Below are 23637 nucleotides of genomic sequence, written 5' to 3'. Positions count from 1 at the left end.
CGGGTGTTGGGCCAGAATCTACGCGCGTCGTTGCCCTTTTCCCGAGGAGTTCGAACCATGCCGTTGAATCGCCGGAAGTTTCTGAAGGAGTCCGCCGTGACCGGTGCGGGGGTGGCGCTCGCGGGTGTGGGCGCGGCTCCTGCGGCGCAGGCCGCGGAGGGCGCGAAGGGGGGCCGGCCGGTGAAGCGGTACGAGCTGACGGTGATGGGGACGACCGACCTGCACGGTCACGTCTTCAACTGGGACTACTTCAAGGACGCGGAGTACTCGGACAAGGCTGGCAACGCCCAGGGTCTGGCGCGGATCTCGACGCTGGTGAACGAGATCCGTGCGGAGAAGGGGCGTTGCAACACGCTGCTGCTGGACGCGGGTGACACGATCCAGGGCACGCCGTTGACGTACTACTACGCGAAGGTGGATCCGATCACCGCCAAGGGTGGTCCGGTGCATCCGATGGCGCAGGCGATGAACGCGATCGGGTATGACGCGGTGGCGCTCGGGAACCACGAGTTCAACTACGGGATCGAGACGCTGCGGAAGTTCGAGTCGCAGTGCCGTTTCCCGTTGCTGGGTGCGAACGCGCTGGACGCGAAGACGCTGAAGCCGGCGTTCCCGCCGTACTTCATGAAGGAGTTCCGCGTTCACGGTGCCCCGCCGGTGAAGGTGGCGGTGCTGGGGCTGACCAATCCCGGTATCGCGATCTGGGACAAGGCTTATGTGCAGGGGAAGTTGACGTTCCCGGGTCTTGAGGAGCAGGCGGCGAAGTGGGTGCCGAAGCTGCGGTCGATGGGTGCGGACGTGGTGGTCGTGTCGGCGCATTCCGGTACGTCGGGCACGTCGTCGTACGGTGATCAGGTGCCGTACGTGGAGAACTCGGCGGCGCTGGTGGCTCAGCAGGTGCCGGGGATCGACGCGATCCTGGTGGGTCACGCGCATGTGGAGATCCCGGAGCTGAAGGTCACGAACACGGCGACGGGGAAGACGGTGGTGCTGTCGGAGCCGCTGGCGTTCGCGGAGCGGCTGTCGGTGTTCGACTTCGGGCTGGTCTTCGAGAAGGGCCGTTGGCGGGTCGAGTCGGTGGCGTCCTCGGTGCGCAACGCGAACTCGGTGGCGGACGACCCGAAGATCACGCGGCTGCTGAAGGACGAGCACGATCTCGTGGTGGCGTACGTCAACCAGGTGGTGGGTACGGCGACGGACACGCTGACGACGGTGGAGGCGCGGTACAAGGACGCTCCGATCATCGATCTGATCACGAAGGTCCAGGAGGACGTGGTGCGGGCCGCCCTGGTGGGGACGCAGTACGCGTCGCTGCCGGTGATCGCGCAGGCGTCGCCGTTCTCGCGGACCTCCGAGATCCCGGCCGGCAATGTGACGATCCGGGATCTGTCCAGCCTGTACGTGTACGACAACACGCTGGTAGCGAAGGTGCTGACGGGTGCGCAGGTCCGTGCGTACCTGGAGTACTCGGCGAACTATTTCGTGCAGACGGCTGCGGGCGCGGTGGTCGACACGGAGAAGCTGACGAACGCGAACGGCCGCCCGGACTACAACTACGACTATGTGTCGGGTCTTCAGTACGACATCGACATAGCGCAGGCGGAGGGTTCGCGGATCAAGAACCTGACGTACAACGGTGCGCCGTTGGACGACGCTCAGCAGTTCGTGTTCGCGGTGAACAACTACCGGGCCAATGGTGGTGGCGCGTTCCCGCACGTCGCCACAGCGACCGAGGTGTGGTCGGAGTCGACGGAGATCCGGACGCGGATCGCGGAGTGGGTCACGGCGAAGGGTGTGCTGGACCCGAAGGACTTCGCGTCGGTGGACTGGAAGCTGACGCGTGAGGGTGTGCCCGTGTTCTAGGGCGTTCTTGGTTCAGGTCGGCGGCGTCGGCGCGGTTTCTCGCGTCGGCGCCGTTCGTGTTTGGGCGGGTGTACGAGGCGGTCGGGGATTCACGGCCGGGGCGTGAACCGATCGGCGGGGCTCGTCCGATGAGGGGATGTGGGGGTGGGCCTCATCGTCCTTCGACGAGGGGGATGAGGGGGACGAGCCGGGTGAGGGGCCGGGTTTCCTGGCGGGCGGCGGGGACGCGGGGGGTGTGTTCGAGGCCGAAGGTGGTGAAGGCGGTCCGGCCGGGGAGGGGGTAGGGGTCCTTGCCGGTGAGGGAGTTGAGGATGGTGGCGCTGCGCCAGGCGGCGAGGCCGAGGTCGGGGGTGCCGACGCCGTGGGTGTGGAGTTCGGCGTTCTGGACGTAGACGCGGCCGGTGACGGTGGGGTCGAGGACGAGGCGGAACTGGTCGTCGATGTCGGGGCGTTCGGCGTTGTCGCGGCGGAGGTAGGGGTCGAGTCCGGCGAGGAGGGGGGCGATGGGGCGTTCGCGGTAGCCGGTGGCGAGGACGACGGCGTTGGTGGTGAGGCGCGTCCGGGTGCCCTGCTGGACGTGTTCGAGGTGGAGTTCGATCTTGGTGGTGGCGATGCGTCCGGCGGTGCGGACGGTGACGGCGGGGGTGAGGACGGCGTCGGGCCAGCCGCCGTGGAGGGTGCGGCGGTAGAGCTCGTCGTGGATGGCGGCGATGGTGTCGGCGTCGATGCCTTTGTGGAGCTGCCACTGGGCGGCGAGGAGGCGGTCGCGGACGGGTTCGGTGAGGGCGTGGAAGTAGCGGGTGTAGTCGGGGGTGAAGTGTTCGAGGCCGAGTTTGGAGTACTCCATGGGGGCGAAGGCCTCGGTGCGGGCGAGCCAGTGGATCTTTTCTTTTCCGGTGGGGCGGTTGCGCAGGAGGTCGAGGAAGACCTCGGCTCCCGACTGGCCGGCGCCGATGACGGTGATGTGGTCGGCGGTGAGGAACCGGTCGCGGTGCTTGAGGTAGTCGGCGGCGTGGATGACGGGTGCGTCGGGGGCTTCGACGAGTGGTTTGAGGGGTTCGGGGATGTGGGGGGCGGTGCCGACGCCGAGGACGATGTTGCGGGTGTGGGTGCGGCCGAGGGCCTGGGCCTGGCCGTGGGCGTCGAGGCGGGTGAAGTCGACTTCGAAGAGGTCTCGTTCGGGGTTCCAGCGGACGGCGTCGACCTGGTGGGCGAAGCGGAGTCCGGGGAGGTTGTCGGCGACCCAGCGGCAGTAGGCGTCGTATTCGGCGCGCTGGATGTGGAAGCGCTCGGCGAAGTAGAAGGGGAAGAGGCGGTCGCGGTCCTTGAGGTAGTTGAGGAAGGACCAGGGGCTGGTGGGGTGGGCGAGGGTGACCAGGTCGGCGAGGAAGGGGACTTGAAGGGTGGCGCCGTCGATGAGGAGGCCGGGGTGCCAGTCGAAGCCGGGGCGTTGCTCGTAGAAGACGGTGTCGAGTTCGGTGAGGGGGTGGGCGAGGGCGGCGAGGGAGAGGTTGAAGGGGCCGATGCCGATGCCGACCAGGTCGCGGGGTGTGTCGGCGGTGGGGGGCTGGGGCTGGGGTGTCGGTCTCATCGGGGTGTGTGTCCTTCCACCAGTTTCAGGAGCGTGGCCAGGTCGCCGGGCCGGGTGTGGGGGTTGAGGAGGGTGGCTTTGAGCCAGCGGCGGCCGTCGAGGGTGGCGCGGCCGAGGACGGCGCGGCCTTGGTCGAGGAGGGTGCGGCGTACGGCGGCGACGGTGTCGTCGGTGGCGCCTTGGGGCCGGAAGAGGACGGTGCTGATGACGGGGCGGTCGTAGAGCTCGAAGCCGGGGTGGGCGGTGATGAGGTCGGCGAGTTCGTGGGCGTGGGCGCAGACCTGGTCGACGAGGGTTCCGATGCCGTGGCGTCCGAGGGTCTTGAGGGTGACGGCGATCTTGAGGATGTCGGGACGGCGGGTGGTGCGCAGCGAGCGTCCGAGGAGGTCGGGGTGGCCGGCTTCGGTGTCGTCGTCGGCGTTGAGGTAGTCGGCGCGGTGGGCGAGGGGGGTGAGGTCGGTGGGGTCGCGTACGGCGAGGAGTCCGGCGGCGACGGGCTGCCAGCCGAGTTTGTGCAGGTCGAGGGTGACGGTGTCGGCGCGGGCGAGTCCGTCGAGTCGGGTGCGGTGCCGGTCGCTGAAGAGGAGGCCTCCGCCGTAGGCGGCGTCGATGTGGAGGCGGGCGCCGTGGGTGGCGCAGAGGTCGGCGATCTCGGGCAGCGGGTCGATGAGTCCGGCGTCGGTGGTGCCGGCGGTGGCGGCGACGAGGAGGGGGCCGCGCAGTGTGGTGAGGGCGTTGTCGAGGGCGGCGGGGTCGAGGGTGCCGGCGGGTGCGGGGAGGACGACGGGTTCGGGGAGGCCGAGGAGCCAGGCGGCGCGCTGGAGGGAGTGGTGGGCGCCTGCTCCGCAGACGAGCTGGATGCCCTGGTGCATCTCGCGGGCGAGGAGGAGGGCGAGTTGGTTGGATTCGGTGCCACCGGTGGTGACGAGGGCGTCGCCCTTGACGCGCCGCGCCCCCGCGCCGTCCGCCCCCGCGCCCTCCGCCCGCGTGCCCTCCGCCCGCATCGCGTGCGCTTCCGTGCTCTCCCCCTCCGTGCCCCGTGCCGCCCGCGCGCTGGAGGGGTCCGAAGCACCGCCGGCGTCCGACGCACCCCCGGCGTCCGGGTCGCCGTAGACCAGGGTGGCCAGGGCCTGGGTGAGGGCCGCTTCGAGTTCGGAGGCGGCCGGTGCCTGGTCCCAGGAGTCGAGGGACGGGTTGAGGGCGGAGGCGGCGAGGTCGGCGGCGGTGGCGACGGCGAGGGGCGGGCAGTGCAGGTGGGCCGCGCACAGGGGGTCGGCGGGGTCGGCGGCGCCTTCCGCGAGGGCGCGGACGAGGGTGTACAGGGCGTCGGTGGCGCCGTGCTGCGGCAGGGGGTCGCCGAGGGCTGTGCGCAGCCGCTGGGCGACGTGTTCGGGTCCTCCGGCGGGGAGGGGTCCTCCGCGGGCGGCGGTGCCTTCGGCGAGGGCGTGCAGGACGGTGTCGAGCAACGGCCGCAGTGCGTCGGGGCCTTCGGGGCCTGAGGCGAGGGGCGGCGTGCTCATGGGTGTCCTCCGATGGACGTGCGGCGGGTCCTTCCCGGCGTGTACGTGTTTTGGGCAGGTGCGCCCGCCAAGGAGAACGATTCGGCCCCGGCGGGGGTACTGCCGTACGGAGGATTTGTGTGAGCGGGGCCGGACACGCCGGACGCCGGACCGCTTGCCCGGGGGCGGCGGTCCGGCGTCCTGGTTCACGTCCGGTGTCCGGGTTCGCATCCGGGCTCGGGCGTCTGTTGTCCGCTGTGTCGGACGTCCCGTCTCCGGTGCGTCCGGTGGGCGGTTAGGCCTGCCTCACCCGCAACGCGCGGGCGAGGTCGTCGAGCTGGTCGGCGAGCTTGCGGCGCAGGGCCGGGATGGGGTCGGCGTCGCGCAGGCAGCTCTCGCCGAGGGCGAGGGTCTCCGGGGCGACGGCGACGGCGGGGAAGGCCCAGCGGCCGGTGGCTTCGGCCATGGCGGGGCCGCGGCGTTCGGCGACGGCGACCGCGTCGGGCCAGTACCGCTCGACGTACTCGCGGACGAGGTCGGCCTGTTCGGGCTGCCAGAAGCCCTGGGCGGTGGCGGTGAACAGGTAGTTGGAGAGGTCGTCGGTGGCGAACATCGCCTCCCAGGCGGCGCGTTTGGCCTCGGGGTCGGGCAGCGAGGCGCGGCAGCGGGCGGCGCCCTCCTGGCCGGTGGCGCTGGGGTCCTGGACGAGTTCGGCGTCGATCACCGCGTCGTCGACGGCGCCGAGGACGCTGAGCCGGCCGAGGATGCGCCAGCGCAGCTCGGGGTCGAGTTCGGGGCCGCCGGGGACGGTGCCCTCGGAGAACCACGCGCTGATCGTGTCGGGGTGGACGGCCACGTCGATGAGGTGGCGTACGGCGGTCAGGCGCAGGCCGGGGTGTGAGCCGTCCTCGGTGCGGCGGATGAGGTCGCGGCACAGGTCGGTGAGGGTGGCGAGGGCGGTGGGCCGCTCTTCGGGACTCAGGAACCGGTCGGCGACGTAGACGGTGGCAAAGGTCAGGACGCCCTGGACGACGGCGAGGTCGGTCTCGCGCGGCAGGTGGGTGCGGGCGGTCTCGATGTAGTCCATGGCGGGCAGTTCGCCGTCGCGTACGGCGTCGCGCAGGGCGTTCCAGACGACGGCCCGGGTGAGGGGGTCGGGGAGGCCCGCGAGGGCGGCTCGTACGGTCTGGAAGGACTTGGTGTCGAAGCGGACCTTGGCGTAGGTGAGGTCGCCGTCGTTGAGGAGGAGCAGGTCGGGGCGGCGGCCGGGCCTCGGGGCGGCGGAGTCGCCCTGCGGGACGTCGAGTTCGAAGCGCTCGCGCAGGGTGAGCCGGTCGTCCTCGCCGGGGACGGTGTCGTAGGCGCCGACGGCGATGCGGTGGGGGCGGCTGCCGTCGCGGTCGACGGTGAGGTGCCACTGGCCGTCGGCTTCGGTGATCGCGGGCCTGAGGGTGTCGACGCCGGTGGTGCGCAGCCAGGCGTCGGCCCAGGCGTGGACGTCGCGTTCGGTGGCGGAGGCGAGGTTGTCGATGAAGTCGGCGAGGGTGGCGTTGGCGAACTTGTGGCGGGCGAAGTGGGTGTTGATGCCCGCGAGGAAGTCCTTCTCGCCGAGCCAGGCGACGAGCTGGCGCAGTGCGGAGGCGCCCTTGGCGTAGGAGATGCCGTCGAAGTTGAGCATGGCGGACGCGGTGTCGGGGACGGCGGCCGGGTCGGGGGCGACGGGGTGGGTGGAGGGGCGCTGGTCGGCGTCGTAGCCCCAGGACTTGCGGGCGACGCCGAAGTCGACCCAGGTGTCGGTGAAGCGGGTGGCTTCGGTGAGGGTCTGGTAGCCCATGTACTCGGCGAAGGACTCGTTGAGCCAGATGTCGTCCCACCAGCGCAGGGTGACGAGGTCGCCGAACCACATGTGGGCCATCTCGTGGGCGATGACCATGGCGCGGGTCTGCCGCTCGGTGTCGGTGACGGCGGAGCGGTAGATGAACTCGTCGCGGAAGGTGACGAGTCCGGGGTTCTCCATGGCGCCGGCGTTGAACTCGGGGACGAACGCCTGGTCGTAGGAGTCGAAGGGGTAGGGCTCGTCGAACTTCTCGTGGTAGCGGTCGAAGCAGGCGCGGGTGACGTCGAGGATCTCGTCGGCGTCGGCGTCGAGGTAGGGGGCCAGCGAGCGGCGGCAGTGGAGGCCGAAGGGCAGGCCGCCGTGTTCGGTGCGCACCGAGTGCCAGGGGCCCGCGGCGACGGCGACGAGGTAGGTGGAGATCAGCGGGGTGGGGGCGGCCTTCCAGCGGCCGTCTCCGAGGTGTTCGGTGACGCCGTTGGCGAGGACGGTCCAGGCTTCGGGGGCGGTGATGGAGAGTTCGAAGACGGACTTGAGGTCGGGCTGGTCGAAGGCGGCGAAGACGCGCTGGACGTCTTCCATGAAGAGCTGGGTGTAGAGGTAGGTCTCGCCGTCGGTGGGGTCGGTGAAGCGGTGCATGCCCTCCCCGGTGCGGGAGTAGCGCATGGAGGCGTCGACGCGCAGTTCGTGCTCGCCGGCGGTGAGTCCCTTGAGGGGCAGCCGGTTCTCGTCCAGGGTCTCGGGGTCGAGGGGGCGGCCGTCCAGGGTGACGGAGCGCAGTTCGGCGGGCTTCAGCTCGACGAAGGTGTCCGCGTCGGCACGGGAGGTGAACCGGATGACGGTGAGGGAGTCGAAGGTCTCGTCCCCTCCCCTCAGGTCGAGTTCGATCCCGTAGTGGTGGACGTCGAGGAGCTTGGCACGGGTCTGCGCTTCGTCGCGCGTCAGTACGGACATGAGGCCATGCTGCCCGATGGCGCGGGCGGGACACAGGGGTGGTGCGGTATGTACCGTTTGCCACCGCCTGGTCACGGGCCGCGGTCGCGGCCCGGCCGGGGGGCCGGCTCGCCCGGGGGGCCGGGAAGGCCCGGAGAATCCGGGACCGCCGAGGGAGGGACAGGGCCCCGCGCCGCCGTCACTCCTGCGAGTCGGCCGAGCTCCTCGCGCCGGTCGTACCGACCGGGTGCGACGTGCCGACCGCGCCCGACGTGGCGACCGGGCCCGACGTACCGACCTAGTCGGACGTGCCTGCCGCGGCCGTGGTCCCGGTCTTGTCCGTCGTGCCGGTCGTGTCCGTCGCGTCGGCCGGGCCGCCGCCCGCGTCGTCGGCGATGCGCTCGTGGTGCCGGATGACCTCGGCGATGATGAAGTTCAGCAGCTTCTCGGCGAAGGCCGGGTCGAGCTTGGCGCTCTCGGCGAGGCGGCGCAGCCGGGCGATCTGGTGGGCCTCGCGGGAGGGGTCGGCGGGCGGGAGCTGGTGGGCGGCCTTGAGGTGGCCGACCTGCTGGGTGCACTTGAAGCGTTCGGCGAGCATGTGGACGACGGCGGCGTCGATGTTGTCGATGCTGTCGCGCAGCCGGGCGAGCTCCGCCCTGACGTCGGGGCCGGCTTCCTGGGGCTTGCTGGTGGTCATGACAGCCAACCCTACGTGGCCCGCGGGGGCCCGATCCTGACGGGACGCGGTGCGCGGTCGCCCGCGACCGGGGTCGCGGGCGCCGCGTCTACGGGTCGTACGAGCCGTACGGGCCGTGCGGGATCAGAGGCCGGCGGCCGCCCTCGCTATGTCGGCGGCGAAGGTCGAGACCTCGCTGTAGACGCCGGGGTATCCGGGCCGGGCGCAGCCCTCGCCCCAGCTGACGATGCCGACCTGGAGGTAGGCGCCCGTGTCGTCCTTGCGGAACATGGGTCCGCCGGAGTCGCCCTGACAGGTGTCGACGCCGCCCTGGGCGACGAATCCGGCGCAGATCTCGTCGCCGGGGACGAGGTCGCTGCCGTACGCCTGCTTGCAGGTGGCGTCGTCGACGAAGGGGACGGTGGCCTTGAGCAGGTAGCGCTGCTGTGCGCCGCCTTCGCGGGCGGCGCCCCAGCCGGCGACGGTGAAGTTGCCGTTGTTGTAGGCGGTGTTGGTGGCGATCTTCAGGGTGGGCAGTGCGATGGGCGAGGCGAGCTTGATGAGGGCCCAGTCCTTGCCCTTGCCGTTGTAGCCGGGGGCCTGGAGCACCTTGGTGGACTTGACCTTGACGGCGCTGCTGCTCTGGAGGTCGACGACGCCGGCGGTGGCGGTGATGGAGGTGTTGGTGCCGGAGCCGTTCACGCAGTGCGCGGCGGTCAGGACGATGTTCTGGGTGTAGAGGGCGCCGCCGCAGCCCATGGAGAGGCGGACCATGAAGGGGAATTCGCCCTGGGCGGCGCGGGTTCCGCCGACGACGGGTGCGGGTGCGGCGTGTGCGGTCAGCGGCTGGAGTGACACGGTGGCGAGGGCGACCGCACCGACGGCGAGCAGTCTTCTGATGACGCCGTACTTCTTGAGAGACTTCAACGCGCTTCCTTTCGTGGGGGGTTGTCCGCCGGGCGGGCGCGGGGGGACATGCACGGGAAACCGCGCATGGCATGCACCTGCCAAGCTGGTGGGGATTATGAGGACCGCCCGCGGCACCGGGCAAGAGCGGCATTCCGGCCAGTCGCCGCCCCGGCCGCCCCGCTCCCCCGCCACCGGGCGGAACCCCGCCTACAGTGGAGAGGAGTTCCGGCGTCTTCTGGGGGTGCGGGCGTGGCGAACGGCGGACCCGTCGAGCACGGCTACCCGCATCTGGACACGGTGCGGGCGTCGGTCACCGCGCTCTACAAGCGGCTCTCGTACGACACCATCCACACCTTCGCGACCAGCGTGGCGCCCGCCGACGTCGCCTTCGCGGACGTCGACGACCTGCATCTGGGCGCCCAGCGCGTCGCCCGTGAGATGGTCCGGCACTACCGGCTGCCGGACGCCCGGATGATCATCGGCTTCCGCGAGATGACCCACGCCGCGCATGTCGAACTCGCCGCGGGACCCGAGTACTTCATCGAGCTCAACGACCGCTTCCGCACCCATCGCAGGGACATCGGCGCCGCCCTCGCCCACGAGGTGATGCACGTCTATCTGCACCGCCTCGACCTCTCGTTCCCCGGCACCCGCGACACCGAGATCCTCACCGACACGGCCGCGGCCTACCTCGGCGCGGGCTGGCTCCTTCTCGACGCCTACCGCGAGGACGGAGCGTCCTCGCAGAAGCTCGGCTATCTGACGCCCGAGGAGTTCGGATACGTCCTCGCCAAGCGCGCCCTGGTCTTCGGCGAGGACCCCTCGGTGTGGTTCACCAGCCCGCAGGCGTTCACCGCGTACACCAAGGGCATGGAGCTGGCCCTGCGCGACGCGCGGCAGCCCCCGCTGACCGCCGCCGGCTGGGCGGGCCGCCGCCGCTACGCCAGGGACCGCCGGCACGCCCAGGACCACCGCACCCCCGACCAGCCGGGCGTCCCCTACGCCTTCGCGCCCGACGACCGCGGACCGCTGCGCGTCTCCTTCCCGTGCCCGACCTGCCACCAGCGCATCAGGGTGCCGGTCCGGGGCCGGGTACGGGCGCGGTGCACGCTGTGCCGGACGGTGCTGGAGTGCGACACCTAGGGCCGCGAACGCCGACTGTCGCGGCACTCGTCCTGTGACGGGCCTGCCGGCTCGCCCTGTGCGCCGCCCCGCGAGTCGGCCGATCGTGGCGCCGAGGGGTGGGCCGGGTGAGGCAGAACACCCCAAAAGTCTTTGCCTCGCGCGTCCGTGGCGAGCGAGGGTCGAAGGATGAGCACGAACGACCCGACCGCACTCCTCTTCCCCGCCGTGTACGAAGGCGACGAGGACGCGGTCGTACGGCTGCTGCGTGCCGGGGTGAGCCCGGAGGCGGTCGACGAGGACGGCCAGAGCGCCCTGTACCTGGCCGCGGTGAGCGACCGGCCCGCCGTCGTACGGCTGCTGCTGGTGGCCGGCGCCGAGCCCGACCGGCTGAGCCTGGGCACGGACGCCCCCCTGTGCGGTGCCGCCTGCGGCGGTCATACGGAGGTGGTCCGCGCCCTGCTCGCGGCGGGGGCGCACCCGGACACCGTGGAGGCGTTCGGCTTCACCGCGCTGACCTGGGCCCTGCGGCGCGGTCACACCGCCGTCGCGGAGGCGCTCCTCGCGGCGGGCGCGGACCCCGGCCGGCCCGGACCGACGGGCGAGCCCCCGCTGGTGACGGCCGCGCACCGGGGCTCGGCCGGCTGCGTACGGGCCCTGCTCGCGCACGGGGCGGGCGCCCGGGGCGAGGCGCTGGCGGAGGCCCGCCGGCTGCTCGGCGTCGGCGTCGAGACGGAGCTCCGGGAAAGCCTGGTCCGCACGCACGGCGCCGGCCACACGCCGGTCACCCACCGGCATTCCTCTCCCGAGGGCGTGACCGTCGAGGTGCAGCTCCTGGACGGGCAGGGCAGGCCGTTCGCGGGCGACGACCTGGAGACCGGTCACGCGGAGATCGTCACCCTGCTGAAGGCGAGCACGACCCGCCCCGGCCGCTGAGCCCCGGCGGATCGGGAAGGGCCCCGGCGGATCGGGAAGGGGTACGGCCGCACGCACCGGCCCCGTGAGCCGACACCCCCGAAACCGCACCAGGCCCGCCCCGCACGGAAGCCCTCGTCCGCGCCCGGGTCCCCGGCAGGACACGCCGGCCTCGGGCCATCCGGCCGGCCGGGCACGCGGATCGCGGGGCCGCCTACCGCGCCCCGTACACCGCCCCCGGCGTCTCGGTCCGCGTCAGCAGTTTGCGGACCGTTCCGCCCGCCTCCGCCGGGGTCCAGCGGGCTCCCTTGTCCGCGCTCGGGCCCGGCCGCCAGCCCTCCATCACCGTGATCCGGCCGCCCTCGGTCTCGAAGACCCGGCCGGTGACACCGGCGCTGGCCGCCGATCCGAGCCAGACCACCAGCGGGGAGACGTTGGCGGGGTCCATGGCGTCGAACCCGCTCCCGGGGGCGGCCATGGTGTCGGCGAAGGCGCGCTCGGTCATCCGGGTCCGGGCGGCCGGGGCGATGGCGTTGACCTGGATGCCGTGGCGTTCCATCTCGGCCGCCGCGACCAGCGTCAGCGCGACGATGCCCGCCTTGGCGGCGCTGTAGTTGCCCTGTCCGACCGACCCGAGCAGGCCCGCGCCGCTGCTGGTGTTGACGACCCTGGCCTCGGGCACGCGGCCCGCCTTCGCCTCGGAGCGCCAGTGCGCCGCCGCCTGCCTCAGCGGCAGGAAGTGTCCCTTCAGATGGACCCGCATCACGGCGTCCCAGTCGTCCTCGTCGAGGTTGACCAGCATCCGGTCGCGCAGGAATCCGGCGTTGTTGACGAGGGTGTCGAGACGCCCGTACGTCTCCAGGGCCGTGCGGACGAGGGACGCGGCGCCCTCGGCCGTGGCGACGTCGCCGCCGTGGGCCACCGCCTCGCCGCCCGCCGCACGGATCTCCTCGGCCACCTGCCGGGCCGGGCCGTCCGCCGCTGGAGCGCCGTCGAGGCCGACGCCGAGGTCGTTGACCACGAGCCGGGCGCCCTCGGCCGCGTACGCCAGCGCGTGCGCCCTCCCGAGCCCGCGGCCCGCGCCCGTGACGATCACGACGCGCCCCTCGCACAGCAGTCGTGCGCTCATCGTGTCTCTCCCTGCTGGTCCTTGTTGGCGGTGGCGGCGTCGAGGAAGGCGGGCCGCTCGCCGCCTCCGTGGACGAGGACGGAGGCGCCGCTGATGTAGGCGGCGGCGTCGGAGGCGAGGAAGACGGCGGCGGCGCCGACATCCGAGGGCAGGGCGAGCCGGCCCAGCGGGACGGTACGGGCGACGGCGGCGAGGCCGTCCTCGCCGCCGTAGTGCAGATGGGCGAGTTCGGTGCGGACCATGCCGACGACGAGGGTGTTGACCCGGATCTCCGGCGCCCACTCGACGGCCATCGAACGGGCCAGGCTCTCCAGCCCCGCCTTGGCCGCGCCGTAGGCCGCGGTGCCGGGCGAGGGGCGTGACCCGCTCACGCTGCCGATCATCACGATCGATCCCCGGGTCCGCCGGAGATGGCCGCGGGCCGCGATCGACGCGGTGAGGGGAGCGGTGAGGTTGAGCTCGATGACCCGGGCGTGCCGCTCGGCGTCCGCGTCGGCCAGCGGGCGCCAGGGGGCGCCGCCCGCGTTGTTGACGAGGACGTCGAGCCGGGGCAGGGCTTCGAAGAAGGCATGTACCGCGGCCGGGTCGCGCAGGTCGAGGGGGACGAAGTCGGCCTTGCCGAGAGGGATCTCGGGTGGCCGCCGCGCGCAGACCACGACGTGGGCGCCCGCTCGCTCGAAGGCCCGGGTGATGCCCGCGCCGACGCCCCGGGTGCCGCCGGTGACGACGACGGTCCGGCCGCCGAGGTCGGCAGCGGGTCCGGGGCGGTCGATGGTGTCCGGGTTGTCCACAGGGCCTCCCGCGCGGCCGCGATCGCTGCTAGCTTCGCATCACACCTAACAAACGTTTGGTGGAAAGGTAGCTGATGTGGCCATGGGTGTCTCCACCTCGTCCCCGGAAAAGGGGATTTCCGTCGTCACGGTCGACTTCCCGCCGGTGAACGCGCTGCCGGTGCAGGGCTGGTTCGACCTCGCCGAGGCCGTGCGCGCGGCGGGCGCCGGCCCCGGGGTCCGCTGTGTGGTCCTGAGAGCGGAGGGGCGCGGGTTCAACGCGGGCGTCGACATCAAGGAACTGCAGCGCGACCCCACCGGCGGAGCCGCGCTGATCGGCGCGAACCGCGGCTGCGCGGAGGCCTTCGCGGCGGTGTACGAGTGCGAGGTGCCGGTCGTGGCCGCGGTGCACGGTTTCTGTCTGGGCGGCGGCATCGGGCTCGTGGGGAACGCGGACGCGATCGTGGCGAGCGAGGACGCCGTCTTCGGGCTGCCCGAGCTGGACCGCGGCGCGCTCGGGGCGGCCACGCATCTGTCCCGTCTCGTGCCCCGCCATCTGATGCGGGTCCTGTACTACACCTCGCGCACGGTGACGGCGGCCGAGCTGCACGCCCACGGTTCGGTGTGGCGGGTCGTGCCGCGCGAGGAGCTCCGGTCCGCGGCGCTGGAGCTGGCGCGCGAGATAGCGGCCAAGGACGGGCAGCTCGTTCGGCTCGCCAAGGCCGCGATCAACGGCATCGATCCCGTCGACGTGCGCCGCAGCTACCGCTTCGAGCAGGGCTTCACCTTCGAGGCCTCGCTCACCGGCGTGGCCGCCCGCGTCCGCGACACGTTCGGCAAGGAGGCCCCGCGGTGAGCGACAAGACCATGTCGGCGCAGGACGTCGTCGGCCGGCTGGAGAGCGGGATGACGCTCGGCATCGGCGGCTGGGGCTCGCGGCGCAAGCCGATGGCCCTGGTGAGAGCGCTGCTCCGCAGCGAGATCACCGATCTGACCGTCGTGTCGTACGGCGGTCCGGACGTCGGGCTGCTCGCAGCGGCGGGCCGGATCCGCACCCTGGTGACCGCCTTCGCGACGCTCGACTCCGTTCCGCTCGAACCGCACTACCGCGCGGCCCGCGAACGCGGCGCGTTCGAGCTGAGGGAGGTGGACGAGGCGATGTTCATGTGGGGGCTGCACGCGGCGGCGAACCGGCTGCCGTTCCTGCCGGTGCGGGCGGGGCTCGGCTCGGACGTGATGCGGGTCAATCCCGCCCTGCGGACGGTCACTTCGCCGTATCCGGACCCGGCCTCGGGAGTCCACGAGGAGCTCGTCGCCATGCCGGCGCTGCGCCTGGACGCGGCCCTGGTCCACATGAACCGGTCGGACCGCGCGGGCAACGGCCAGTATCTGGGCCCCGACCCGTACTTCGACGACCTGTTCTGCGAGGCGGCGGACGCGGCGTACGTCTCCTGCGAGCGGATCGTCGACACGGCGGAGCTGACCAAGGAGGCGGCGCCGCAGACGCTGCTGCTCCAGCGGTCGTCGGTGACCGGCGTGGTGGAGACGCCGAACGGGGCGCACTTCACCTCGTGCGTCCCTGACTACGGACGGGACGAGGCCTTCCAGAAGCTGTACGCGGCCACGTCGTACGCCGAGTTCGCCGAGCGGTTCCTCGGCGGCGGTGAACCCGGTTATCAGAGCGCCGTGCGGGACTGGCGGAAGGAGCGGGAGCGGTGAACCCGGAGGGAGCGGTGAACGGCGAAGGAGCAGGACCGGTGAGCGGGGAAGGGGCGGCAGCGGTGGGCGTCACCCGGGCCGAGTACTGCGTGATCGCGTGCGCCGAGGCGTGGCGGGGCGACGGAGAGGTGCTCGCCAGCCCGATGGGCGTGATCCCGTCCGTCGGCGCCCGGCTGGCCCGGCACACGTTCTCGCCGGATCTGCTGCTGACCGACGGCGAGGCGCTGCTCGTCGGTCTCGACGGCACGGTGGAGGGCTGGCTGCCGTACCGCAGGCATCTGACGGCGGTGACCGGCGGGCGGCGGCACGTGATGATGGGCGCGAGCCAGATCGACCGGTTCGGCAACCAGAACATCGCGTGCGTCGGTGACTGGGCGAGGCCCCGGCGCCAGTTGCTGGGTGTGCGCGGCGCTCCGGTCAACACTCTGAACAATCCGACGAGTTACTGGATACCGCGGCATTCGCGGCGGGTGTTCGTGGAGCGGGTCGACATGGTGTGCGGGGTGGGGTACGACCGGGCCGGCGCCGCGGGCCCGACCGCCACCCGCTTCCACCGTCTTCCCCGGGTGGTGACCGACCTGGCCGTCCTGGACTTCGCGACGCCCGACCACTCGATGCGGCTGGTGTCCGTGCACCCGGGTGTGAGCGTCGGGCAGGTCGAGGAGGCGACGGGTTTCGGGCTGAGCGTCCCGGACGAGGTGCCGTTCACCCGTGAGCCGACCGCGCGGGAGCTGGAGCTGATCCGCACGGTGATCGACCCGGCCGGCCGGCGCGAGCGCGAGGTGCCCGATCCGCGGGGCGGCGGAACGTCCGGCGGTCCGGGTGGGGGCGGGCGCTGATGGAGACCGCGCTGACCCGGCTCGTCGGTGTCCGGCACCCCCTCGTGCAGACCGGCATGGGCTGGGTGGCGGGACCCCGCCTGGTCTCGGCGACGGCGAACGCGGGCGCGCTCGGCGTCCTGGCCTCGGCGACGATGACGCTCGACCAGCTCCGTGACGCCGTGCGGGAGGTCAAGTCCCGTACGGACCGGCCGTTCGGGGTGAACCTGCGGGCCGACGCCGGGGACGCGGGCGACCGGGTGCGGATCATCGTCGAGGAGGGTGTGCGGGTCGCGTCGTTCGCGCTCGCCCCGTCCCGGGAGCTGATCGCCGAGCTGAAGGGGGCGGGGGTGGTCGTCGTGCCGTCCGTCGGGGCCCGGCGGCACGCCGAGAAGGTGGCCGCCTGGGGTGCCGACGCGGTGATCGTGCAGGGCGGCGAGGGCGGCGGTCACACCGGGGAGGTGGCGACGAGCGTGCTGCTGCCCCAGGTGGTGGACGCCGTGGACATCCCGGTGGTGGCGGCGGGCGGCTTCCACGACGGGCGGGGTCTGGTGGCGGCGCTGGCCTACGGGGCGGCGGGCGTCGCGATGGGCACGCGGTTCCTGCTGACCTCCGACTCGACCGTCCCCGACGCGGTGAAGGCGAGGTATCTGGCGGCGACGGTGAAGGACGTGACCGTGACGACGGCCGTGGACGGGCTGCCGCACCGCATGCTGCGCAGTGAGCTCGTCGAGGCGATGGAGGGGGCGGGGCGCACCGGGGCGCTGGTCCGGGCGGTGCGGCGGGCCGCCGGGTTCCGGCGGATCTCGGGGCTGTCCTGGTCCCGGATGATCCGCGACGGTCTCGCCATGCGGCACGGCAGGGATCTGACCTGGAGCCAGGTTCTGCTCGCCGCCAACACCCCGATGCTCCTGAAGGCGTCGATGGTGGACGGCCGGACGGATCTGGGGGTGATGGCGGCGGGGCAGGTGGCGGGGGTGATCGAGGATCTTCCGTCGTGCGCCGAACTGGTCGGGCGGGTGATGGCGCAGGCCCGGGCGACGCTGGAGGCGCTTCCCTCGGCGGACGGGACGGATCCGCCGTGGGCGGAGGCCTGCGGCGGGCCGCCCGAATAGCTGCCCGCCCGGTCGGGAGCCGCCCCGGCGCACGGGCCCGGTCCGGTCAGATCCGTTCGATGATCGTCACGTTGGCCTGGCCGCCGCCCTCGCACATGGTCTGGAGTCCGAACCGGCCGCCGGTGCGTTCCAGTTCGTGCAGCAGGGTGGTCATCAGCCGGACGCCGGTGGCGCCGAGCGGGTGGCCCAGGGCGATCGCGCCGCCGTTGACGTTGACCTTGCCGGGGTCGGCGCCGGTCTCCTTGAGCCAGGCGAGGACGACGGGGGCGAAGGCCTCGTTGATCTCGACGAGGTCGATGTCGGCCAGGGTCATGCCGGTCTTCTTCAGGGCGTGGGCGGTGGCGGGGATGGGGGCCGAGAGCATCCGGATGGGATCCTCGCCGCGTACGGAGAGGTGGTGGACGCGGGCCCGGGGGGTGAGGCCGTGTTCGCGCACCGCCCGTCCGGAGGCGAGCAGCATCGCGGCGGCGCCGTCGGAGACCTGGGAGGAGCAGGCGGCGGTGATGGTGCCGCCCTCGACGACGGGCGCGAGGGCCGCCATCTTCTCCAGGGTGGTGTCGCGGCGCGGTCCCTCGTCGGCGGTGACGTCGCCGAGGGCGACGGTCTCGCGGACGAAGCGGCCCTCGTCGGCGGCGCGGATCGCCCGCTGGTGGGAGCGGAGGGCGAACTCCTCCTGGTCGCGGCGGCTGATGCCCCATTTGGCGGCGATGAGTTCGGCGCCGTGGAACTGGTTGACGGGGCGGTCGCCGTAGCGTGCCCGCCAGCCCTCGCTGCCCGCGAAGGGGCCTTCGGTGAGGCCGAGGGGTTCGGCGGCCCGGCGGGAGGCGAAGGCGATGGGTATCCGGCTCATGTTCTGCACTCCGCCGGCGACGACGAGGTCCTGGGTGCCGGACAGGACGCCCTGGGCGGCGAAGTGCACGGCCTGCTGGGAGGAGCCGCACTGCCGGTCGACGGTGACTCCGGGGACCTCCTCGGGCAGTCCGGCCGCCAACCAGCTCGTGCGGGCGATGTCGCCCGCCTGCGGTCCGACGGTGTCCAGGCAGCCGAGGACGACGTCGTCGACGGCGGCCGGGTCCACGCCGGAGCGTTCGACGAGGGCCTTGAGCACGTGCGCGGCGAGGTCGGCCGGGTGGACGTCGGCGAGCCCTCCCCCGCGCCGGCCGACGGGTGTGCGGACCGCTTCGACGATGTAGGCCTCGGCCATGACGACTCCCTGGGGGTGTGGGTGGTTCGCTTACGTCTCCTCGCGGACGGAGATGCCGTCGAGCACCATCGACAGGTACTGGCGGGCGATCTCCTCGGGACTGTGCTGTCCGCCGGGCCGGTACCAGGAGGCGGCGACCCACACGGTGTCGCGCACGAAGCGGTAGGTGAGGCGGATGTCGAGGTCGGCGCGGAAGACCTCGGCGCCGACGCCGCGTTCCAGGGTGCTCAGCCATGCCTTCTCGAAGTTGCGCTGGGACTCGGCGAGGAAGGCGAAGCGCTCCTGTGCGGCGAGGTGACGGGCCTCCTTCTGGTAGATCGCGACGGCCGCGCGGTGCCGGTCGATCTCCCGGAAGGATTCGGTGACGAGGGCTTCGAGGGTTTCGCGGGGGCCGAGTCCGGCGTCGAGGACGGTGTCGTAGCCGTCCCAGAGTTCGTCGAGGAAGGTCCGCAGGATCTCCTCCAGCATCGATTCCTTGGAGTCGAAGTGGTAGTAGAGGCTGCCCGCGAGCATCCCGGCCTCGTCCGCGATCTTGCGGACGGTGGTGGCGTTGTAGCCCTGTTCGGCGAACACCTCGGCGGCGGTGCCGAGGAGTTCGCGGCGGCGCTCGGGGGTGGCGGTCACCTGGGGCTTCTTCTTGGTAGGCACCGGGTCATTGTCGTCCTATGGGTGCTGGCTGCTCACGGACACGACCTCGCCGGTGAGGTACGAGGAGTAGCCGGAGGCGAGGAACACGATCACGTTGGCCACCTCCCAGGGTTCGGCGTGGCGGCCGAAGGCCTCGCGGGCGGTGAGTTCTTCGAGCAGTTCGGGGGTGGTGACCTTCACCAGGTGGGGGTGCATGGCGAGGCTGGGTGAGACGGCGTTGACGCGGACTCCGTAGGCGGCGGCCTCGATCGCGGCGCAGCGGGTGAGGGCCATGACGCCCGCTTTCGCCGCGGCGTAGTGGGCCTGTCCGGCCTGGGCGCGCCAGCCGACGACGGAGGCGTTGTTGACGACGACTCCTCCGCCGCCCTGTTCCCTGAGCCGCCTCAGGGCGGCCCGGGTGCAGCGGAAGGTGCCGTTCAGGGTGACGTCGAGGACCTTGGACCACTGCTCGTCGGTCATGTCGGCGAGGGGTGAGGTGCCGCCGAGGCCCGCGTTGTTGACGACGACGTCCAGGCGGCCGTGGAGGTTCTCGGCGGTGTCGAAGAGGGCCTGGACCTGGTCCTCGGCGGTGACGTCGCAGGGCTGTGCGGCGATCCGGTCGGGGCCGAATGCGGCGGCCAGGGTCTCGGCGGTCTCCTTGAGGCGGCGGGTGTGGGTGTCGCTGATCAGGACGCGGGCGCCCTCCTCCAGGAACCGGCGTGCGGTGGCTCCGCCTATGCCGGCGCCCGCGGCGGCGGTGATGACGGCGGTGCGGCCCTTCAGCAGTCCGTGGCCGGGTACGTACGCCGGGCTCTCGACGTCGCTCATGGCTCCAAGCTAACCTACCAAACACTTGTTAGGGAAGCTCCGCCGGAAGGTGCCCCCGATGGATCTCACCCGCTCCCCCGCCGACGAGGCGTTCCGCGCCGAGGCCCGCGCCTGGCTGGACGCCCACGTCCCGGCGGTCGCGCTGCCCTCGCTGGAGACCGAGGAGGGCTTCGCGGCGCATCGCGCGTGGGAGGCCGAACTGGCGGCGGACCGCTGGTCGGTGGTGTCGTGGCCGGCGCGGTACGGCGGCCGGGACGCGGACCTGATGCGCTGGCTGGCGTTCGAGGAGGAGTATCACGCGGCGGGCGCGCCGGGCCGGGTCGGGCAGAACGGCGTCAGCCTGCTGGCGCCGACCCTGTTCGAGCACGGCACCGCCGGGCAGCGGGCGCGTGTGCTGCCCCCGATGGCCACGGGCGAGGTGGTCTGGGCGCAGGCCTGGTCCGAGCCCGAGGCGGGTTCGGACCTGGCCTCGCTGAGGTCGCGCGCGGTGCGCGTGGAGGGGGGCTGGCTCCTGCGGGGGCACAAGACGTGGTCGTCGCGGGCCGCGTTCGCCGACCGCGCGTTCGGCCTGTTCCGCAGCGAGCCGGGCCTGGCGAGACCCCATCAGGGCCTGACGTATCTGATGTTCGACCTGCGCGCGCCGGGGGTGACGGTCCGCCCGATCGGGCGCCTGGACGGCCGGCCGGCCTTCGCGGAGCTGTTCCTGGACGACGTGTTCGTGCCCGACGAGGACGTGATCGGCGAGTCCGGACAGGGCTGGCGGGTGGCGATGTCGACGGCGGGCAACGAGCGCGGTCTGACACTGCGTTCACCGGGCCGTTTCCTGGCGGCCGCGGACCGGCTGGCGGCGCTGTGGCGGGCCCACGGCGACCCGTCGGACTCCGCGCTGCGGGACCGGGTGGCCGACGCGGTGATCGGTGCGCGCGCCTACCAGCTCTTCACGTACGCCCATGCCTCCCGGCTGCTGGACGGGGAGGGGATCGGGGCGGAGTCCAGCCTGAACAAGGTGTTCTGGTCGGAGCTCGACATCGCGCTGCACGAGACGGCCCTGGATCTGCTGGGCGGCGAGGGCGAGGCGGCGGACACCGGGTGGTGCGAGGGGTACGTCTTCGCGCTGGCGGGTCCCGTCTACGCGGGCACGAACGAGATCCAGCGCGACATCATCGCCGAGCGGCTGCTCGGCCTTCCGAAGGGCCGCCGCTGATGCGTTTTCTCCTGGATCCCGAGCAGCGTGCCTTCGCCGCCTCCCTGGACGCGATGCTGACGGCCGCGGACACACCGTCGGCGGTGCGTGCGTGGGCGGGCGGCGACCGGGCGCCGGGGCAGGCCCTGTGGTCGCGGCTGGCGGAGGCGGGCGTGTTCGCGCTGGCGGTCCCGGAGGAGTACGAGGGGGTGGGACCGCTTCCCGTGGAACTGGCGGTGGCTTTCGTGGAACTGGGCCGGCACGCGGTTCCGGGTCCGGTGGTGGAGACGGTGGCCGCCGCCGTCCTGCTGGGCGAGCTGAGCACGCTGGGCGACCCGGGCCCGGCCGAGCGACTCCTGCCGGACCTCGCCTCGGGCAAGACCCTCGCCACCCTGGCCCTGCCCGGCCACACGCCCGCGACGGGCCCCCCGGCACCGCCCGGCGGACACACGCCCGACACGGGCACCTCGACACCGCCCGGCGGGCACACGCCCGACGCCGCGGCTGCGTCTTGCGGCGGCCACGCGTCGGACCCGAACCCGGTGGCCCTGTACGGGGGTTACGCGCTCGACGTGGACGCGGCGGCTGTGTGTCTCGTGGTGGACGGTGACGGGCTGCGGCTCGCGTCCGGTCACGGGCCGGTGCGGGCGTCTCTGGACGGGGCGCGCCGGCTCGCCCGTCCGGAGAGCGGCGGCGAACTCCTCGCGGCGGGCCCGCGGGTCGGGCGCGCCGCGCGGCGGGCGCTGACCTGGGCCCGGCTCGCCACGGCCGCCCAGGCGCTCGGGGTGGGCCTCGCGCTGCTGGACCGGACCGTCGAGTACGTGGGGCGGCGGACCCAGTTCGGGGTGCCCGTCGGTTCGTTCCAGGCGGTCAAGCACCGCCTCGCGGACGCGCTGATCGCCCTGGAGTTCGCGCGCCCGCTGCTGTTCGGGGCCGCGCTGTCGACGGCACCGGCGGAGGTCGCCGCCGCGAAGGTCACGGCGTGCGAGGCGGCGTACGGGACGGCGCGGGCCGCGCTGCAACTGCACGGCGCGATCGGCTACACGGCCGAGTACGACCTGTCGCTGTGGTTCACCAGGGCCCGCGCCCTGCGTTCGGCCTGGGGCACCCCGGCCGAGTGCAGGGCCGAGGCGCTGGCCGGACTCAGTGGTGGTCGTCGTCCCCGCTCGTGATCGCCCGGTACTCCTCGGCGGTCGGCTTCGGGATCCTCGTGCCGGGCCCGTACAGGGCGCGTGCCAGCCGGGCGCGCAGTCTCTCCGCCGGGCGGACACGGCGGGCGACGCCGTTCGCGTCGACGAGCGGGCCCACCTCGTAGGGCGGCGCCTGTTCGTGCTGGGTCAGGGTGAACCGCTGGGCCGGGGTGAGGGGTTCGTGGACCTCGACGTACTCGCCGTGCGGCAGCCGTCTGATCGTGCCGGTCTCCCGTCCGTGGAGGACTTTGTCGCGGTCGGCGCGCTGGAGCCCGAGGCAGATCCGTTTGGTGACGACATAGGCGAGCGCGGGACCGGCGAAGACGGCGACGCGGACGAACCAGGTGATCGCGTTGATCGACAGGTGGAAGTGGGTGGCCCACAGGTCGTTGCCGCCGCCGACGAGCAGGACGGCGTACAGCGTCAGCCAGGCGACGCCGAGCGCGGTGCGGGTGGGCACGTTGCGCGGCCGGTCCAGGATGTGGTGCTCGCGCCGGTCGCCGGTGACCCAGGCCTCGATGAAGGGATAGACGGCGATGGCGGCCATGATGAGCGGGAACAGCGAGAACGGGATGAACACGCCGAGCTGGAGGGTGTGGCCGAAGGCGTTGATCTCCCATCCCGGCATCACCCGGATCAGTCCTTCGGAGAAACCGAGGTACCAGTCGGGCTGTGCGCCGGTGGTCACCAGGTCGGGCCGGTAGGGCCCGAACGCCCACACGGGGTTGATGGTGGCGATCGCTCCCATGATCGCCAGGACGCCGAAGACCAGGAAGAAGAACCCGCCGGCCTTGGCCATGTAGACCGGCATGAAGGGCATGCCGACGACCGTCTTCTGGTCGCGTCCGGGCCCCGGGTACTGCGTGTGCTTGTGGTAGAAGACCAGGATCAGATGGGCGACCACCAGCCCCAGCATGATGCCCGGCAGCAGCAGGACGTGGATGGGGAAGAACCTCGGGATGATGTCGTGCCCGGGGAACTCCCCGCCGAAGAGGAAGAAGGAGAGGTACGTCCCGACGACCGGGACCGAGAGGATGGCGCCCTGCGCGAAGCGGACCCCGGTGCCGGAGAGCAGATCGTCGGGGAGCGAGTACCCGGTCAGTCCGGTGATGAGGCCGAGCATCAGCAGGGTCCAGCCGAAGAGCCAGTTGACCTCGCGCGGCTTGCGGAACGCGCCGGTGAAGAACACCCGCATCATGTGCACGAGCATCCCGGCGAGGAAGACGAGCGCGGCCCAGTGGTGGATCTGGCGGATCAGCAGTCCGCCGCGCACGTCGAAGCTGATGTCGAGCGTGGACTCGTACGCCCTGGTCATGACGATGCCGTTCAGCGGCCCGTAGGAGCCGTGGTAGACGACCTCGACGCCGCTCGGCTCGAAGAACAGGGTGAGGTAGACGCCGGTGAGGATCAGGACGAGGAAGCTGTAGAGGCAGACCTCGCCCAGCATGAACGACCAGTGGTCCGGGAAGACCTTGCGCATGTTGGCCCTGGCCAGGGAGTAGAGGCCCAGCCGTCCGTCGGCCCAGTCGGCGAGCCGCTCCCCCTTGCCGGTCTCCGGTGCACGTTTGGCCCGTACGGTCCCCAGGCTGTCCGAGGCCGGCGAAGTCCCGTTCCCGGGCGCCTCGTTCGCCGAAGTCCCCGCGGTCCGGCCGGAGTCGATCTCTCGTGCGCCCATTCGCCGCTCCCCTCGGCCCACCAGGGTGGCACGTCGG

General features: G+C 72.4%; 20 protein-coding genes. 9 read left to right on the top strand and 11 right to left on the bottom strand.

The window, feature by feature from the left end; genetic code table 11:
* Positions 1-57: 57 nt before the first annotated feature.
* A complete protein-coding gene (locus tag ACFYYF_RS24635; protein WP_388779148.1) occupies positions 58-1863 on the top strand; it encodes a bifunctional metallophosphatase/5'-nucleotidase in 1806 nt (601 codons plus the stop codon).
* 151 nt (positions 1864-2014) lie between these two features.
* Here ACFYYF_RS24635 and ACFYYF_RS24630 read toward each other — a convergent pair whose 3' ends face one another.
* The 5 genes from ACFYYF_RS24630 to ACFYYF_RS24610 form a co-directional block, all read right to left on the bottom strand.
* Positions 2015-3454, bottom strand: a complete 1440-nt coding sequence (locus ACFYYF_RS24630; protein WP_361692236.1) for a SidA/IucD/PvdA family monooxygenase — start codon at positions 3452-3454, stop codon at positions 2015-2017.
* Positions 3451-4974: a pyridoxal phosphate-dependent decarboxylase family protein gene (locus ACFYYF_RS24625; protein WP_388779144.1), complete on the bottom strand. Its 1524-nt coding sequence runs from the start codon at positions 4972-4974 to the stop codon at positions 3451-3453. The genes ACFYYF_RS24630 and ACFYYF_RS24625 overlap by 4 nt, the downstream gene beginning before the upstream one ends.
* A 274-nt stretch (positions 4975-5248) precedes the next feature.
* On the bottom strand, positions 5249-7741 hold the full coding sequence (gene pepN, locus ACFYYF_RS24620) for an aminopeptidase N (protein ID WP_388779141.1): 2493 nt from the start codon (positions 7739-7741) through the stop codon (positions 5249-5251).
* 277 nt (positions 7742-8018) lie between these two features.
* Positions 8019-8417 (bottom strand): chorismate mutase, encoded by a 399-nt coding sequence (locus tag ACFYYF_RS24615; protein ID WP_388779138.1) that lies wholly within the window; start codon positions 8415-8417, stop codon positions 8019-8021.
* Between the two features lie 123 nt (positions 8418-8540).
* Positions 8541-9323, bottom strand: coding sequence for a serine protease (locus ACFYYF_RS24610; RefSeq protein WP_365490912.1), 783 nt, complete (start codon positions 9321-9323; stop codon positions 8541-8543).
* A gap of 231 nt (positions 9324-9554) precedes the next feature.
* On the opposite strand from ACFYYF_RS24610, the gene ACFYYF_RS24605 reads away from it, so the two are divergent.
* Both ACFYYF_RS24605 and ACFYYF_RS24600 read left to right on the top strand, forming a co-directional pair.
* A complete protein-coding gene (locus ACFYYF_RS24605) occupies positions 9555-10448 on the top strand; it encodes a hypothetical protein (protein WP_388779135.1) in 894 nt (297 codons plus the stop codon).
* A gap of 168 nt (positions 10449-10616) precedes the next feature.
* Positions 10617-11363 (top strand): ankyrin repeat domain-containing protein, encoded by a 747-nt coding sequence (locus tag ACFYYF_RS24600; RefSeq protein WP_361692218.1) that lies wholly within the window; start codon positions 10617-10619, stop codon positions 11361-11363.
* 193 nt (positions 11364-11556) lie between these two features.
* On the opposite strand, the gene ACFYYF_RS24595 is transcribed toward ACFYYF_RS24600, so the two are convergent.
* Both ACFYYF_RS24595 and ACFYYF_RS24590 read right to left on the bottom strand, forming a co-directional pair.
* Positions 11557-12471, bottom strand: coding sequence for an SDR family oxidoreductase (locus tag ACFYYF_RS24595; RefSeq protein ID WP_388779131.1), 915 nt, complete (start codon positions 12469-12471; stop codon positions 11557-11559).
* Positions 12468-13262, bottom strand: a complete 795-nt coding sequence (locus tag ACFYYF_RS24590; RefSeq protein ID WP_388779129.1) for an SDR family oxidoreductase — start codon at positions 13260-13262, stop codon at positions 12468-12470. The genes ACFYYF_RS24595 and ACFYYF_RS24590 overlap by 4 nt, the downstream gene beginning before the upstream one ends.
* A gap of 82 nt (positions 13263-13344) precedes the next feature.
* On the opposite strand from ACFYYF_RS24590, the gene ACFYYF_RS24585 reads away from it, so the two are divergent.
* Genes ACFYYF_RS24585 through ACFYYF_RS24570 form a run of 4 tightly spaced genes read left to right on the top strand, consistent with a single transcriptional unit; the run spans position 13345 to position 16893 of the window.
* Positions 13345-14097 carry an enoyl-CoA hydratase family protein gene (locus tag ACFYYF_RS24585; RefSeq protein ID WP_388779127.1) on the top strand — a complete coding sequence of 251 codons (753 nt, stop codon included), beginning with the start codon at positions 13345-13347 and terminating at the stop codon, positions 14095-14097.
* Positions 14094-14960 carry a CoA transferase subunit A gene (locus tag ACFYYF_RS24580; RefSeq protein ID WP_388779125.1) on the top strand — a complete coding sequence of 289 codons (867 nt, stop codon included), beginning with the start codon at positions 14094-14096 and terminating at the stop codon, positions 14958-14960. The genes ACFYYF_RS24585 and ACFYYF_RS24580 overlap by 4 nt, the downstream gene beginning before the upstream one ends.
* A gap of 38 nt (positions 14961-14998) precedes the next feature.
* Positions 14999-15799: a CoA-transferase subunit beta gene (locus ACFYYF_RS24575; protein WP_388779123.1), complete on the top strand. Its 801-nt coding sequence runs from the start codon at positions 14999-15001 to the stop codon at positions 15797-15799.
* Entirely contained in the window at positions 15799-16893 is a 1095-nt protein-coding gene (locus tag ACFYYF_RS24570; protein ID WP_388779120.1) for an NAD(P)H-dependent flavin oxidoreductase, read from the top strand. The genes ACFYYF_RS24575 and ACFYYF_RS24570 overlap by 1 nt, the downstream gene beginning before the upstream one ends.
* A 46-nt stretch (positions 16894-16939) precedes the next feature.
* Here ACFYYF_RS24570 and ACFYYF_RS24565 read toward each other — a convergent pair whose 3' ends face one another.
* From ACFYYF_RS24565 to ACFYYF_RS24555, 3 genes are read right to left on the bottom strand one after another with little or no spacing between them, the layout of a single operon-like run.
* On the bottom strand, positions 16940-18097 hold the full coding sequence (locus ACFYYF_RS24565; protein WP_388779118.1) for an acetyl-CoA C-acetyltransferase: 1158 nt from the start codon (positions 18095-18097) through the stop codon (positions 16940-16942).
* 30 nt (positions 18098-18127) lie between these two features.
* Positions 18128-18745 (bottom strand): TetR/AcrR family transcriptional regulator, encoded by a 618-nt coding sequence (locus ACFYYF_RS24560; protein ID WP_355759943.1) that lies wholly within the window; start codon positions 18743-18745, stop codon positions 18128-18130.
* Between the two features lie 15 nt (positions 18746-18760).
* Positions 18761-19552 (bottom strand): SDR family oxidoreductase, encoded by a 792-nt coding sequence (locus tag ACFYYF_RS24555; protein WP_388779115.1) that lies wholly within the window; start codon positions 19550-19552, stop codon positions 18761-18763.
* A 58-nt stretch (positions 19553-19610) separates the two neighbouring features.
* Here ACFYYF_RS24555 and ACFYYF_RS24550 point away from each other — a divergent pair, with 58 nt between their 5' ends.
* Together ACFYYF_RS24550 and ACFYYF_RS24545 are read left to right on the top strand one after the other, a co-directional pair.
* Complete coding sequence (locus tag ACFYYF_RS24550; protein ID WP_388779113.1) at positions 19611-20756, top strand: acyl-CoA dehydrogenase family protein; 1146 nt, start codon at positions 19611-19613, stop codon at positions 20754-20756.
* Positions 20756-21907 (top strand): acyl-CoA dehydrogenase family protein, encoded by a 1152-nt coding sequence (locus ACFYYF_RS24545; RefSeq protein ID WP_388779110.1) that lies wholly within the window; start codon positions 20756-20758, stop codon positions 21905-21907. The genes ACFYYF_RS24550 and ACFYYF_RS24545 overlap by 1 nt, the downstream gene beginning before the upstream one ends.
* Here the strand turns inward: ACFYYF_RS24545 and ACFYYF_RS24540 are convergent.
* Positions 21879-23600: a cytochrome bc complex cytochrome b subunit gene (locus ACFYYF_RS24540; RefSeq protein WP_388779108.1), complete on the bottom strand. Its 1722-nt coding sequence runs from the start codon at positions 23598-23600 to the stop codon at positions 21879-21881. The two genes, ACFYYF_RS24545 and ACFYYF_RS24540, sit on opposite strands and share 29 nt — an antisense overlap.
* Between the last annotated feature and the right edge of the window lie 37 nt (positions 23601-23637).

This window comes from Streptomyces sp. NPDC001914 (assembly GCF_042891215.1).
Taxonomy (GTDB): domain Bacteria; phylum Actinomycetota; class Actinomycetes; order Streptomycetales; family Streptomycetaceae; genus Streptomyces.
This window is presented reverse-complemented; position numbering and strand designations above follow the sequence as displayed.